Raw genomic sequence first — 13,871 nt, 5'->3', positions numbered from 1 at the left:
CTTGATACAGCTGTACAAGTAAAATTTTAAATATCTGCATATCGAGAGTCTGAGCGGTGGATATTAATGTCAGAGGAAATTGGGGTTGAAGCTACCACTAAGCCCGGCATACAAGAAGAAAACGGGATATTGATCGTATCCGGGGAAGAATACGTGTTGCGCGTGACGAGCGCTCTCTCTAATCCGACCAGACTTAAGATCCTCAAGTACGTATCTCAGAAGGAGGCGGACGTCGGCGAGATAGCTGATCACATAAAGCAGAGCAAGGCCAACGCGAGCGCTCAAATAAAGAAGCTCGAAGAGGCCGGGCTCATCAAGACGTTCTATAGACCCGGGCAGAGAGGGGTCAAGAAGAGCTGCCACTCGAAGATACGCGAAATAAGGATAAAGCTGCTGTGAGCGCCGCGCCGCGGCATCATTTATAAGCCGACACGCAGCTCATGTCACGGCGGGGCCGGTAGCTCAGCCTGGAAGAGCGCTGCCCTCGCACGGCAGAGGTCCCGGGTTCGAGTCCCGGCCGGTCCACCAAGCTCGTCTTCTCTTCGATCGGCGCCGGAGATGAAGGCCGTTGGAGAGGGCTAGGCCGCGCGACGTGGCGTTCCTCCGCGCGGCTCTAGACATGCAGTTTGGCGGGAGAGCGCGCGAGGTCGCCGAAGAGCTGGCCGAGAGGCTGTGGGTCACCAGATACGCCGGGGGGAGTCCTAGAGCATTCTACTTGGACGGCAGAGAGCCTTACTTCTACGTCGACGCGAGACTTGGCAGGCTCACGCTCAGCGAGCACTCGGCCAAGCTCGTCTTCGAGCGGTGTGAGGGGAAGAGGATAATCGTTGACGGCGAGATCTTCGAGAAGTTCGCCAAGAACGTGGTGTTGGCCCCGGCCGTCAAGGCGGTCAGCGAGGACGTGAGAGCGGGCGACGAGGTCTTCATAGTTGACGAGAGAGGGAGGCTCCTGGCCTTGGGGAAAGCCCTAATAAGCGCGGAAGAGCTCCGCGGTCTCAAGCGCGGCGAGGTTGCCAGGATCAGGAGGAGGCTCGGGACTTGAGGCGCGGAGCGGTCAGGCTCCTCCTCTTCGACGAGAGCTGGATGGGGCCCGGCTACAGAGCGATCGTCGGCTACAAGGGCTTCGGGGCGGTCGGACTGATAGCTCTCCTCCACCTCGTAGAGAGCCTCGGCATGGAGAGAGTAGGCGTGGTGGCGACCAGCGGAGGTCCCGAGTACGCGTTCAGAGACGAGAGAGGCATAGCCTACCCCTTCGAGGTATACGTCGAGAGAGAAAGGAGGCTCCTAGCTCTCGTCTCGAGAGAGTTGCCGGCCAGGCCCGTGAGAGCGGAGTACGTCTGGAGGATCACGAGGCTCGCGAGGAGAGCGGGGGCCGAGGTCCTCCTCGCTGTCGGGGGGCTCGATAGTAGATACAAGCAAAGCCCGAGCGACCAAGCCAGGTGGGTCGCCAACAGACACTACCGAGGCCCGCTGCCCCCCGACCCGGAGCTCGAGAGAGGACTCATGGTGGTGGGCCCTCTAGCCCTCCAGCTGATGTTCTCCGAGGCTCTGGCGATCCCCACCCTTGCGATCCTGCCCTACGCTAGAGCGGACGCTCCCGACCCGGCCGCCGCGGCTGTCGCCGTGCTTAGGCTCAATAGTCTTCTCGGACTCGACGTGGCGGTCGAGCCCCTCCTGGCCGAGGCCGCTAGGATCCAGGCGGAGCTCAGCAGATTGGAGGAGGAGCTCGGCAGAGCGGGGAGAGGCGAAGAGAGGCCCTACATACAGCTTAGCTTTGGAGGCGATCTCGACTCGCCTTCCAGGCCGACGCCGATCACGATAGCTCTGCTGGTCGTGGCCTGGCTCAGCATAAGCTCATCGTCTGTCCTCGTCCTAGCGTCCGGCGCCACGGCCCTCCAAGCTGCCTTCTGGAGGACGGCTCTGTCCTCGCTCGCTCTACTGGCCCTGGCGCCGGTCCTCGGGGGGAGGCCCCCTCTCAGCCCTCGCGCCGTTTTGGCCGGAGCGCTCCTCGGCCTCCACTTCTTGACCTGGATGCGCAGCCTTTTCTTGATCCCCGTGGCTCTCAGCACGTCCATAGTCGTCTGGTACCCCGCCATATCTGCCCTGATAGATAGAGCCCTTCTGAGCGAGAGGCTCGAGAGGAGGCAGCTCGCGGGCCTCGGGATAGCCGGCCTAGGGACTCTGCTGCTGCTCGCCCCGCTCCTGAGCCTCGGCTCCTCCCGCGAGCAGCTGGAAGGAGCCGCCCTCGCCGCGCTCGGGGCGGCGCTGGCGGCCGGATACTTCAGCTTGGGCAGAGCGGCCAGAGTCGGCGGGGAGAGCCTGTGGAGCTACGCGACCACGGCTTACCTCTCGGCATCAGCGACGCTGCTGCTCTACTCCGCGGCCTCCGGGGAGAGCCTCACGCCGCCGGAGAGCTCGTGGCCCTTTCTATTGGCTCTGGCGGCGGTGCCCATGTTCGGAGGCCACACGGTCATGAACTATCTCCTCAAGCACGCGAGGACCGTCTCGGTGACGTCGATCGCCCTCGGCGAGCCGGCCGGGGCATCGCTCTTAGCCTTGATAGCTCTGGGCCAGGCGCCTCCTCGAACGGCCGCGCTCGGGGTCCCCCTCACGGCGCTGGGCCTGGCGCTGGTCGTCGGGGCGGAGCGGAAAAGCTCAAGTCGCCCGAGCGCGAATATCGAGGGGGCGGGGGTGCCCGAGCCGGGACAAAGGGGGCGGACTTAAGATCCGCTGGCTTAGGCCTGCGCGGGTTCGAATCCCGCCCCCCGCACCACGGCGCCTCGAGTCCAGCCGGACCTCAGGGCGCGGCGAGCACTCTGAGAGAACACGAGGCGGCATCGACCAAGTACACGAGCTTGCCGCCCCTGAGCGCGGCCAGCCCTCCTCGAGCCGAGACGGAGAGCAGGTCGTTCTTCTCGAGCAGAGCCTTTTCGCCTAACTCGACCCAGCCCGACGAGGAGAGCCTCAAGACTCGAGCGGAGCTCGACTCCAGCACTCCTCTCTCGACGACTCTCAGCACGGCGGACCCCCCCTCGCAGCCGACGAGCTCGAGGACCGGAGCCTCGGCGGCCCCGCTCGCTCTCGAGAGGCGCTCGTTCAGCGTCGCGGAGAGGACGACGGCCCAAGAGGCCACGAGGGCCAGGAGTATCGCCTCGCTCACTACCTCGCTGAGAGCTCTCCTCTTCAACTCTCCGGGCGCCTCCCGAGGGGATGGAGGCCGCTTTAAATGGAGCCCGACGCTCTTGGAGGAGAGGGCTTGAGCGCCAGGGGCCTCTCGGGCGTGGCCGCCTCCGCCGTCCTCCTCATGACGATCACGGCCGGCGTCCTGATCTTGGCCTCGTCCCTCGAGGTAAGCTCGAGCGCGCTCGATAAGGCGGCGAAGGCGGCCGAGGCCAGGGCTATCGGGAGGATCTACTCCTCCTCTCTCGAGGCCATCGACACGGGGTCGGGCCTCCTTCTCCGAGGCGTGGACCCGTCCTCGGTGGAGCTCCTCGTGGTGCTACGCTCGGGCGAGGTCTCGAGGCTCGACGCCTCGTGCTGCGTGAGAGCGAGCGACGGCGGAGCCCTCGTGGTGGGGGAGGCGTACGACGCCCTCAAGAGCGGAGCCGGGGTCTCTCTCTTGCTGCGGGGTGGGGGATCGTTCACGATCTCGGGCCTCCCCCTGAGCCCCTCGAGCTCTCGGGGCTCGCTGGAGGCCCTGTTGATCGAGATCGTAGACGCCGCCCTGGGGCCCGCGGCGGCCTACGACGCGCTCGTCAAGAGGTCGTCGGGGGTCTCGAGCGTTGGAGTCGTCAACGCGAGCCTCCCCGTCGACGTCGCGGTCAGAGTGTACAACGTCGAGTATCTTCTTCAGACTACGTCGAGCGGGTGCCCTCCCGGCTACTCGCGAGTCTCTTCGTGGGGGGCTAGGGCGAGCTACGCCATCGAGGTCTACAGGGGGGGAGCGCTCGTCGGCTCCAAGTCCGGCGAGCTCAGATTTCTCAAGAGCTCGCCCGGCTCGGGCTCGGACTACGCGTCCCTCTACGTCTACCTCCCCCGCCAGGGGCTGACCGAGGCTCGAGAGCTCGAGTACGAGCTCTACGCGAGCTTGTGGGTTAAGCTCTCGGCCTCGTCGCCCGACCCCTTCTATTATTGCACCAACTCCTGGAGCTACATCTCTCCCTACGCAGGGGTCGGGGGGTCGCTGGAGCTCAGACTGTACTACGTGGGCTCGCTGACTCCCCTGCTCGTCGTTGACTCGAGAGACGTGAGGCTCTGGGAGGGAGGGACCGGGGTCAGCAGAGACGAGCTCTCACTCCTCGGGAGCTCGGGCTCTGCCGACTCCCTCTACATCTACTACTCGAGCTCGCCCATCTTGAGGGCCAGCCACTACGTCGAGGGGGGAGCCTACAACGGAGCTCAGCTCTGGGCCTCTAGGCCTAGGCTCCTGTTCGTGCTGGCGGAGCTCGCTCCTAGGTGAAGAGGAGCTCGATGCCTGGCTCGGAGCTCGACGAGAGATCCTCACGCTATCTCGCGATATCTCAGGCCCAGCACTCCGCACGCCTCTCTGAGCCCTCGCCTGACGTCGCCGGCGACGAGCACGTGGTGATTGGCCGGGGCCTCCTCGAGCAGCCTCTCGCCATCGAATTGGACCCCGAGGGCGGCCTGAGTTCTGCACATCCTCTCTGACAGCCTCCCCGACGCGACCACGCCGGCTACGAAGGCTCTAACCTCGTCGAACCTCCTGCTCATCGAGGCGACCGTGACGATCCCCGTCCTCAGCCTCCCCGCCAGAGAATAGGGGCGGCCCGACTCGAAGTGCATCGCGAGCTCCGCCCTCTCGAGGATGGCGGGCGGGGCGGTGCAGTGGGCCAGATGCACCAGCCCCCCGGACACCGAGGATAGATTGGCCATCCAAGCCGGGGAGCCCGCGAGCGAGCTCATCAAGATCATGAGGGCGAGAGACCTGAGGTCGGCCTCGCAGGCCGCCACGGCTCCCTCGGCGTTGAGGGCCGCTACGACGAGGCACGGAGCCACGCCTCTCTCCGCGATGAGGGGGAAGCAGTCGACCGCCACGGCGTCGCAACGCGCCGAGGAGCAGAGCCTCTTGATCCCCGCGTAGATGTCGGCGATGGTCCTGAGAGCGCTCGCCTCTCCTCCCGAGAGCGAGAAGCCGAGGGACTTCTCGAGCTCTCCCGCCCCGCCCCCCGAGCCCGCCCTCAGCGCCTCGTCCCAGCTCGCCACCTCCATCGATGCGCCAAACCGCGAGACCCCCTCGACCTCCGAGGCGGGAGGAGGCTCGTTCGCGACCAGGAGGATCCTGGCCCCCGCCAGAGACGCCGCGGCCCTCGCCACCGACAGGGCCCTCGAGAGCGCCGCCCCGCACTCGCCCTCGGGACCCCCCCTGCACAGATACAGCGCCGATCCCACGCCGAGCTCGGACAGCCTGGACCTCGCCGAGAGGGCGGAGGGCAGGCTGTTCCTCGCGTCTCCGGCCACGAGGAGCAGCCCCCTGAACCTCCCGGATGAGGCGAACGCCTCGATCATGCGCGAGGTCCCGCCCGTCAGGACCAACGCTATGGGGATCGAGCCAACGAGCTCCTCCCCCTTTCTCCTCGCCTCCTCCTCGCTCGCCACCACGCCTCTCACGGGCAGGCTCGGGGCGGCGCGGAGGATCTCGCCGAGAGAGGCCTCGGCCTCCTCCCGCGGGTGGATCCTCGAGGCGAACGCCACGGCGACTACGGGCCTGAGAGGCAGGGGGCGCACCCGCTCGAGGTCCCCCGGCTCCTCCTCAAAAGCGTTTCCCGCTCACCGATAGGGCCGAGTCCAATATCTCGTCGGCCCACGCCGAGCTCTTAAGCGTCGGCTCCACCTCAACGCTAGCGGCGCGCCTGAGGAGAGGAGCCACTCTGCCCGTCGATGAGGCCCAGGGCCTGCTCGAGGCCCCGGCCGCCTCGGAGGCGTTCGCGTAGTCGCGACCGCCGACCACGACCGCTCTGCCGGGGGCCACCAGCACGACGGCGTCGGCCCTCAGCGAGGACCTGGTGGGAGCGACGGCGTCGTTGAAGGACTCGATGAGCAACAGGTCAGGCCCCTCGGCCTCGATGGCTCCGAGGCACTCCTCGGCGACTGCGGGGCCCTCCTCGGCCAGGATCCTCGAGAGCTCGCCCTGCTCGACCTCGACGGCCCTCACCCCGCACGAGGAGACGAGCTCCTCGACGGCCTCTCTGATAGACGGCGTGGTCCTCGAGAGGGCCCTCCTCGACACGAGGTAGAGCGACGACGGAGACGACGAGGAGAGGCCGGGGCACCTGGTGAGCCTGAGGAGAGCGAGCTGCCACTCGACGCTCGAGGCCAGGGCCTCGTAGAGCGTGAGCCTCCACTCGACGGCCTCCGGGTCGGGCGGAGCTACGAGCCCGGCGACGGGCCCCTCGACCTCGATGGGCCTCGAGCTCCTCGAGGCTCTGTGCAGCCTCAGCAGGTCCTCGCCGGCGAGGACTCCCAGCTTCGCGCTCTCGAGCAGAACCTCGAATTGATACCACGCGTTGAACGCCCCGAGGGGCTTCGAGAAGGCGGCGTCGAGGCCCCTCTCCAGAGCGCTCCTCAGGAGGCCCTCGGCCACGGTGGTCTTGCCGGCGTCGTGCCTCACCAAGCCGACGACTAGTATCTTCAGCAGCTCCTCTCCCCCAGCTTCGAGGATCTAGCTCTAGGGCTCAAGAGCTTCGCGCCGGCTCAGCCGGCGAGCCACGCGAGAGAGAGCGAGGCCGCCAGAGCGCAGAAGAGCGCGACCTCGAGAATAGATGGCGAGAGCCTCGGGGGCGCGGGGCTCGGAGTGCCGTGGAGGTAGATGCTCTCGGCCAGCTCTCTCCCGGCTATGACGGCGTGGAACACGACGGGCTTGACCGCGGACGAGGCTCTGCGACGCCCGAGCTTCAGCGATATCGCGGCGAGGGCCTCGGAGTAGGCCGCGAGAGAGCGAGGGAGCTGAGAGAGGCCGAGGAGAGCCAGCGAGGCCGAGGCCCCGGCCCCGAGCCTCCTCGAGATCCACGCGATATCCCTCGCCCTGATCCACCTCGCCAGCAGACTAGACGAGGCGAAGGCGGCGGACAGCTCTAGAGCCCCCCCGAGAGCCCCCTCGAGCCTCACGGAATAGCCCGCGAGGCCCCCGAGCAGCGTGAGGGCCAGGCCCAGAGAGGCGAAGAGGGCGGCGAACCTCAGAGCGGGCCCCGTCCTCTCGAGCCCCTCGAAGGCGAGAGAGAGGCCCAGGGCCCAGCCGAGCGCCGTCAGGCCCAGGGCTGCGTTGGGGCCTGGCGAGGGCTCCACCCACGAGGCGATCACGGAGGCCAAGAGGAGCGAGGGAGCCCCGAGCCTGAACGACAAGCTCAGCCTCGAGGTCCTGGGAGAGCCCGCGAAGGCGTACGAGAGATCCCTCGCGATCCTCGAGGCGTGGCTCAAGCGAGGTCGACCTCCCTCAGCCTCCCCCCGCTCAGCTCTAGGGCTCTATCGGGCTCCAGGATCTCGAGGGACTCCCTGCTCGCGGCGCTGACTATCTTCGCGGCGGGGGCGGAGCGGAGGATCGAGGAGAGCTCCAGCCTATCTGAGTAGGGGAGGCCCGAGAAGGGCTCGTCCATGAGGAGTATCGAGGCCCTCGACGCGAGGGCTAGGGCCACGGCCAGCCTGACCTGCTGCCCCCACGATAAAGAGAAGGGGGAGGAGTCGAGGCCGTCTAGGCCCGCCAGAGTCCTCGCGAGCTCGGCCCCCCTCTCGGCGCACTCCGACCTCGGTGGGCAGAGAGCCTCGATCTCCCCCTCGACGGTCTCCTCGGAGAAGAGGAGATAGGGGATCTGAGGAACGTAGAACGCCCTCCCCCTCCTCTCCACGGATCCGCTCGTAGGCTTCAGGTAGCCGGCCAGGAGCTTCAAGAGCGTGGACTTCCCGCTGCCGTTCCTCCCGTACACGGCCACGAGCTCCCCCATCTCGACGTCGAGGTCCACCCCCTCCAGGACCCAGGGGCCCCTCCTAGAGTACCTGAACCTCAGCCCCCTCGCCCTCAGCACGACCTCGCCGGGCCCTCGGCGCTCGCGCGGCCCGCGAGCTCTCGCGGCGGGGACCCTCGGCTCGAACTCCTCGATCCTCCCGCCCTCCATTGCGTAGCTCCTGTCGACGATCCTCGTCAGGGGGGCGTATCTGTGCTCCAGTATCAGGACAGACCTCCCCGATGCCTTGAGCCTCTCGACGACCTCGATCACCTGGGCCTCCCCCTCCTCGTCGAGCCACATCATGGGCTCGTCCAATATCAGCAGCTCGGGGTCGCTGAGGAGGGCCTTGGCGATGGCGGCTCTCCTCAGCTGACCCCCCGAGAGCTCCGAGACCAGCTTGTCGACCAGGCTCTCGGCCCCGACGAGCTCCAGGGCCTCCTCGAGCCTCCTCGACCCCTCGCTCGGCCCGTAGAGCTCCTCGGCGTACGCCAGGAGGTCCTCCCCCACCACGTGCTCGGCGAAGTGCGCCCAGGGGTTCTGGCTCACGACCTGGACCAGCTCGGATATCCTGCCTCGATGGGCGAGGGGATTGACTCCCCCCACCTCGACCACCCCCCTCATCTCCCCCCCGTAGACCTCGACCCCGGAGCCCGTTATCGCCCTGGCCAGCGTGGTCTTCCCGGAGCCGCTGCCCCCGGCGATCAGCGCTATCTCGCCCTCGCCGAGGGCCATCGACGCTCCTCTGAGAACCCACGGGCCCCCGGGGTACCTGAACCAGAGGCCCTCGACTCTCAGAGCGAGGCCCAAGGCCTCACACCGGCCCTCGCGAGCGCCCTGAACGCCCCCAGGCTCAGAGCCGCCACGGGAGCCGCCAGGCTCGCGTTGAATATAGCGACGAAGGGCATGGCCGCTACCATGAGCTCTCGAGCCGCCTCGGGGCTCGAGGCCCACCCCACGGCGAGCGCCCACCTGGGCAGCACGAAGTAGTTGGCCAAGCACATGATCCCAGTCCTCGACGCGGTGGCGAGCGCGACGGAGAGGACCCCCCCGAGCCGGGGGTTGGGCCTAGAGAGGAGCCTGCGGCCGAGAGCCAGCGGGAGAGCGGTGGTCAGCTCGGCCAGAGCCTTCATGGAGGCCCCCACCGCGTCCCCCCCGAGGGCCAGGACCCCGACGAAAAGCGCGACGAGCGAGGCCAGCGAGAGCCTGACGGAAGCCAGGGCCAGGAGGGCCACGGGGACTCCGGCCAGATCGTACTTGAGAGCTGGCATGAGAGGGAAGGGGACCTTGACCGCGTGGAGCGCGACGGCTAGAGCAGAGAGAGAGGCCGCGCAGGCGATCTCCGCCGCCGCGCCGGGCCTCTCGGCGCGAGGGGCCAAGAGCCCTCGACCTCCTCGGGGGCCCGCGTTTTTAGAATCGCCAAAATATTGGTTGCCACTCGCGAATGAGTAGAGATTGGACCGCGCGATCGCGGCGGGTCGGCCCATTTCGCTCGAGCCGAGACCGGGCCCGCGAGAGAGGCGAGCATCGCCGAGAGCCGAAGCCCATCCTATCGAGAGGATCCCCTCGCTCATCGAGGGGAGGGGGAGCGAGGACCCCCCGGGTCAGGCTAACCCGGCGATCAACTCGACCCCGAGGCGCGGTTCACCTCACGACAGCAGGGTGGGCTGCGCCTCGGAGGATCCGCTCTTTGCGCGCGTCTTGCGCGGAGTCGTTCGGAGGATCCTCCTCCATCGATCGGCGGAGAGCCCGGCGGATCCTAGCTCCGCGAGCCGACTCCTTCGGTTTCTTCTAATTAATTGCTTCGCGCTGACGTTCGCTCAGGAACGCGAGCGAAGGCTAGCGGCCCGCCACCGTTCGCTGAGCGAACGTTAGCGCCCGGCCAGTCGGATTTCGAGGATTTCCCGGGAGATTTCTCGGAATTTCCCCGAGATCTCGGGGAAATTCCGCCGAAATTCGGGCGAAATCGCTCGGAGCTTCGGGGGGACTCGGCTCGAATTCGGGTCAATCTCGAGTCGAGTTCCGGGAAATTCGATGCGACATCGATGTCGCATCGAATTCGCTCCAAGCCGACCTGAAGTCGCCTGAGGTCGACTCCAGGCGGACTACTCGCAAACCCGAGGGGATCGTCCCGAGGGGGCGCTCTTCTCCGTTTCGGGTCTCTCGATCCGCCCGAGCGACCTCCGCTCCCGGCTCGGCCGAGCCCGACGGAGCTCTGTATACAATTGTCGCCGCACCGGTTATATATCGAGCTCCCCAGAGCTCCGGCTCGACGCTAGGGTGAGAGGTGCGGATAAGGTCATGGAAAATCGCAAAGCTCTATCGATCCTCCTCGTCGCTCTGCTGATTCTGCCGATAGCCGTCGTGCCGACCGCCAGAGCCGAGGCCCCGACCATAGAGACGTCGGCGGATCGCCACGGCGGCAGGATATGGAACCTGTCGTGGCTCGAGGTCAAAGTAGTTGACCCGAGCATGAGGGGCGCCAGGAACGCGACCGTCACCATATACGCCAACGGCACGCCCCTCCCGACGGCTCACCTGCCCGATGGAGCGGTGCTGCTCAGGGAGGTCGGAACGAGCGGCATATTCTACGGGTACTTCTTCATCAATGATACAACAGTGAGCGTGCCCGCGGTCAACACCACCGAGGGCATCAACGTCAGATTGCTGCCTGAACGCAATCTCACCGACGCGCTCTACAACCTCTCGGCTCCGGGAGGGACGAAGCTGACGTTCGAGTACTACGGGCCCGGAGGGAGAGTCTACGTAGACGTGAAAGTGGAGGAGACGATCGCCACGCTCTCCCTCGACAGGGCCGTGGTGCCTCCGTTCAACAACACGGCGATATACATCGAGGTGTACGACCAGGACTACAACAGGGACCCGACGAAGAAAGACACGATCATCGCGGAGTTCTCGGTAAGCCTCGTGTACCTGGACGGCAGAGTCCGCCCCGATGACACGAGCCTGTCCACCCTCACCATCGAGCTCAGCGAGACCGACGCGAACAGCGCCAGGTTCCGCGGGAGCATAATGCTGGAAGAAGATATCATTGATACGCTGACCTCTGTTCTGAGCAGTCTCGGCATCACGGGTCGCTGGAAAACCACTTATGACGTGGCCGGCGCGGAATACAAAGTCCTGAACCTGACCAACTTCACGCTCGACGCCGTGCCGCTCAAGTCCGTGAAGTTGAAGTTCCTCAATGAGACGCGGGAGACCGTTGAGGCCGAGTTCTCCTTCAAGTCCTACCCCGGCCTGATAACGAGGCCCGCGTCGACCGACGTGGTCAGCACCGAGACCGAGCTCCTCATAAGGGTGAGCGATCCCGACATGAACATCGACACGAGCAAAAAAGACTCCCTCAACGTCAACGTCACCCTGCTGGTGTGGAACGGGAGCGCGTACGTGACAATAGGCCCCCTCACCGTGAATCTCAAGGAGACGGGCGACAACACCGGCGAGTTCTCGGGGAAGGTGCCGCTCGCGCTACGCACGAGCGGAGCCGATGTGACCGACTCCAAGATATACGTCAACTTCTCGAGCGCCGACCGCCCGGCCAAGCTCAACGTGACGTACGTCGACCCCTCGGAGGACGAGGGCAAGAAGACCTCCGAGGTAGTCGTCTCGATGACCTCCTACGCGCCGACTCTGACGGCCGAGCCGGCGACGGTCCTGCCGAAGGGCAAGGTCACGCTGACCTTGATCGATAGAGACCTCAACGACGAGGGCGACGACGTGAAGGACAGCTTCGGCCAGACGATCCAGCCTAACACGATCCTCAAGGACTGCGGCATCGGCACGCCAGCCAGGGGCAATCTGACCGTCACGGTCGACGGCAAGCCCACGAACGCCACGAAGACTTTCTTCCTGTTCTTCGACGAGGTGAGCCCAGGAGTCTTCAAGGCCACCTTCGACTTGTCCGTGCTCAACGAGACCCTGAAGGACGGCAGCAAGGTCGTGTTCAAGTGGTACGACCCCTACACCAACGCGACGGCCTCGGCCACCGTGACCGTGACGATCCCGGCCGTGACCGTGAGCCTCGACAGAGCGACCTACCCGATGCCGAACGATGGAGTCTTCGAAGTCATAATAACGGTCAACAACCCGTACGAGAACGTGAATCCCGGCGTGATAGATAAAATCAAACTGACGCAGCTGAACCTGACGCTGTGGAACGGCACATCGCTAGTGGTCGGCTCCGATATCGAGCTCACGGAGACGGACGTCGACACCGGCGTCTTCAAAGGGACCGCGACGGTCAATCTAACGGATCTACTAGGCATAAAGGTCTACGAGGCCACGGGCGCCAAGCTGACGGCGGCGTACGACTACGAGGGCACCACGTACAAGGCCGAGGCGACGATAGCCCCCAGCACGGCCGAGCTCAGAGTCAACGCGACGACCGTCGCGATGGGAGACTACATCAAGGTGACGGTTGTGGAGCCCGACGCCAACAAAGACAGCGGCGCCGTGAACGAAATCGAGGTGGACGTCACCGTGGACGGTAAGTTCCTCGGGACGCTAACGCTCAAGGAGACGGGCAAGAACACCGGCGTCTTCGAGAAGACCCTGAGAGTGGGCTTCGACGATCTCAGCAATGTGAGGGCCGGTCAGAAGATAAAGTTCAGCTACACCGACGGGTACACGGCGGCCACCTCGGTCACCGCCAAGCGCAGCGCCGAGCTCGAGGCCTCGGTGAGCGTCAAGTCAACCACGGCCGACGTGTGGCTCGGCACAGCCGACGTGAGGCTCGCGGAGCTCTCCCCGTTCACCAAGGTCGGAGTCTATCTGTACGACCCCGACCTCATCGTGTATTGGGAGAAGGGCACGCTGACTCTGAGCAAAGATTACGAGATCTACGTGAGGAGCGGGATCAGCGAGGAATGGATCAACACTCTGAGCGCCGTGCCGGGCAAGCCTGGGCTCTTCAACGCGACGCTGGCTCTGAACCTCACGGTCACGGACGGGAAAAGGCTCGATGTGACGGTGCCCGACACGATCGTGCTCAGATACCTCGACGAGGTCGGAGCCGACGGCAAGGTCGCGCCGATACTGCTCACGGCCAAGGTGGTGGCCTACGACGGAGTGGTCTGGGTCGAGCCGAAGAAGCCGTTCTACAACGATAAGGAGGACATAGTGATATACGTGAGGGATCCCGACGCCAACAGAGACCCCGCGAATATCGAGTCCGTGGACGTCAGGATAACGAGCCCCATCGACCCGGCGGGCGCCACGGTGACCCTGGTCGAGACAGGAGCCAACACCGGCGTCTTCAGAGCCCCGCTCACGCTGCTGTCGATAGAGTCCGGAGGCCTCAGGCCGGCGTTCAGAGTGGGAGACAAGCTCACGATAACCTACACCGACAAGATAGGAGCAGACGGAAAGGAGAAGAAGATCAGCATTGAGATACAGGTGGGCTACAAGCCCGTCCTGCCCGTGACTCCTCCGGCCCCCGCCAACGTGACGTTCGTCGACGTGACCGGAGCCCCAACGGCCCCGGCCGCTGGCAAGCCCATGCTGCTCAGAATGCCCGTGACCAACGCCGACACGACCAGGAGCGTCGCCGTCGACGTGGTGCTGCTCATCAAGACGCCCGACGGCGTGCCGATTGGGATCAGCTACGCGAGGATCACGCTAGGGCCTGGCGAGACCGCGCTCGCGGCCGTCGGCTGGATACCGCCGGCCGAGGGCACGTTCCTCGCGACCGCCTACTTCTGGGACCTCGCAGCCAAGACGCCGCTCTCCGAGAAGCCTCTCGAGCTGACGATAACGGTCGGGTGAGGCGGCTCAAGACGATGACGACCCCAAACCCCCCGCTTTTTTGCTCTCCTCGGCCCCTCGGAGGGCCGAGCTCGGCCGAAGAGGCCCCGTTTACCTTAAATGAACCCCGTGAGAGAGACCCCGCTCGAGGTG

11 protein-coding genes and 2 tRNA genes are annotated in these 13,871 nt (G+C 65.7%); 7 read left to right on the top strand and 6 right to left on the bottom strand.

The features are described from left to right. The first annotated feature begins 66 nt into the window (after positions 1–66). The 5 genes from QXU97_00705 (at position 67) to QXU97_00685 (ending at position 2,773) form a co-directional block, all read left to right on the top strand. The gene (locus QXU97_00705) at positions 67–399 is read left to right on the top strand and encodes a metalloregulator ArsR/SmtB family transcription factor (GenBank protein MEM4035131.1); all 333 of its coding nucleotides are present in this window, start codon (positions 67–69) and stop codon (positions 397–399) included. 52 nt (positions 400–451) lie between these two features. Continuing rightward, positions 452–528, top strand: a tRNA-Ala gene (locus tag QXU97_00700). Between the two features lie 40 nt (positions 529–568). Continuing rightward, positions 569–1,042, top strand: a complete 474-nt coding sequence (locus QXU97_00695; GenBank protein MEM4035130.1) for a PUA domain-containing protein — start codon at positions 569–571, stop codon at positions 1,040–1,042. Next, positions 1,039–2,724, top strand: coding sequence for a PAC2 family protein (locus tag QXU97_00690; GenBank protein ID MEM4035129.1), 1,686 nt, complete (start codon positions 1,039–1,041; stop codon positions 2,722–2,724). Before QXU97_00695 ends, QXU97_00690 begins: the two co-directional genes overlap by 4 nt. After that, positions 2,686–2,773: transfer RNA gene (locus QXU97_00685), tRNA-Leu, on the top strand. Before QXU97_00690 ends, QXU97_00685 begins: the two co-directional genes overlap by 39 nt. A gap of 24 nt (positions 2,774–2,797) precedes the next feature. Here QXU97_00685 and QXU97_00680 read toward each other — a convergent pair. Then, positions 2,798–3,187, bottom strand: coding sequence for a hypothetical protein (locus tag QXU97_00680; GenBank protein MEM4035128.1), 390 nt, complete (start codon positions 3,185–3,187; stop codon positions 2,798–2,800). Between the two features lie 69 nt (positions 3,188–3,256). Between QXU97_00680 and QXU97_00675 the strand changes: the two genes are divergently transcribed. Further along, positions 3,257–4,459: a hypothetical protein gene (locus QXU97_00675; protein MEM4035127.1), complete on the top strand. Its 1,203-nt coding sequence runs from the start codon at positions 3,257–3,259 to the stop codon at positions 4,457–4,459. Between the two features lie 41 nt (positions 4,460–4,500). Here the strand turns inward: QXU97_00675 and QXU97_00670 are convergent, their stop codons facing one another. From QXU97_00670 to QXU97_00650, 5 genes are all read right to left on the bottom strand, one after another. Then, complete coding sequence (locus QXU97_00670; protein MEM4035126.1) at positions 4,501–5,745, bottom strand: hypothetical protein; 1,245 nt, start codon at positions 5,743–5,745, stop codon at positions 4,501–4,503. Positions 5,746–5,770: 25 nt separating this feature from the next. Further along, the gene (locus tag QXU97_00665) at positions 5,771–6,631 is read right to left on the bottom strand and encodes a hypothetical protein (GenBank protein ID MEM4035125.1); all 861 of its coding nucleotides are present in this window, start codon (positions 6,629–6,631) and stop codon (positions 5,771–5,773) included. Positions 6,632–6,711: 80 nt separating this feature from the next. Further along, the gene (locus QXU97_00660) at positions 6,712–7,434 is read right to left on the bottom strand and encodes a hypothetical protein (GenBank protein ID MEM4035124.1); all 723 of its coding nucleotides are present in this window, start codon (positions 7,432–7,434) and stop codon (positions 6,712–6,714) included. Continuing rightward, positions 7,431–8,765 (bottom strand): ATP-binding cassette domain-containing protein, encoded by a 1,335-nt coding sequence (locus QXU97_00655; GenBank protein MEM4035123.1) that lies wholly within the window; start codon positions 8,763–8,765, stop codon positions 7,431–7,433. The genes QXU97_00660 and QXU97_00655 overlap by 4 nt, the downstream gene beginning before the upstream one ends. Continuing rightward, complete coding sequence (locus QXU97_00650; GenBank protein MEM4035122.1) at positions 8,750–9,334, bottom strand: hypothetical protein; 585 nt, start codon at positions 9,332–9,334, stop codon at positions 8,750–8,752. The genes QXU97_00655 and QXU97_00650 overlap by 16 nt, the downstream gene beginning before the upstream one ends. 922 nt (positions 9,335–10,256) lie before the next feature. Here QXU97_00650 and QXU97_00645 point away from each other — a divergent pair. Beyond that, complete coding sequence (locus tag QXU97_00645) at positions 10,257–13,739, top strand: hypothetical protein (GenBank protein MEM4035121.1); 3,483 nt, start codon at positions 10,257–10,259, stop codon at positions 13,737–13,739. Positions 13,740–13,871 lie beyond the last annotated feature (132 nt).

It is taken from the genome of Fervidicoccaceae archaeon (genome assembly GCA_038878695.1).
In the GTDB taxonomy this organism is placed as follows: domain Archaea; phylum Thermoproteota; class Thermoprotei_A; order Sulfolobales; family Fervidicoccaceae; genus JAVZVD01.
The sequence above is the reverse complement of the archived record's forward strand: the minus strand, read 5'-3'. Positions and strand labels throughout refer to the sequence as shown.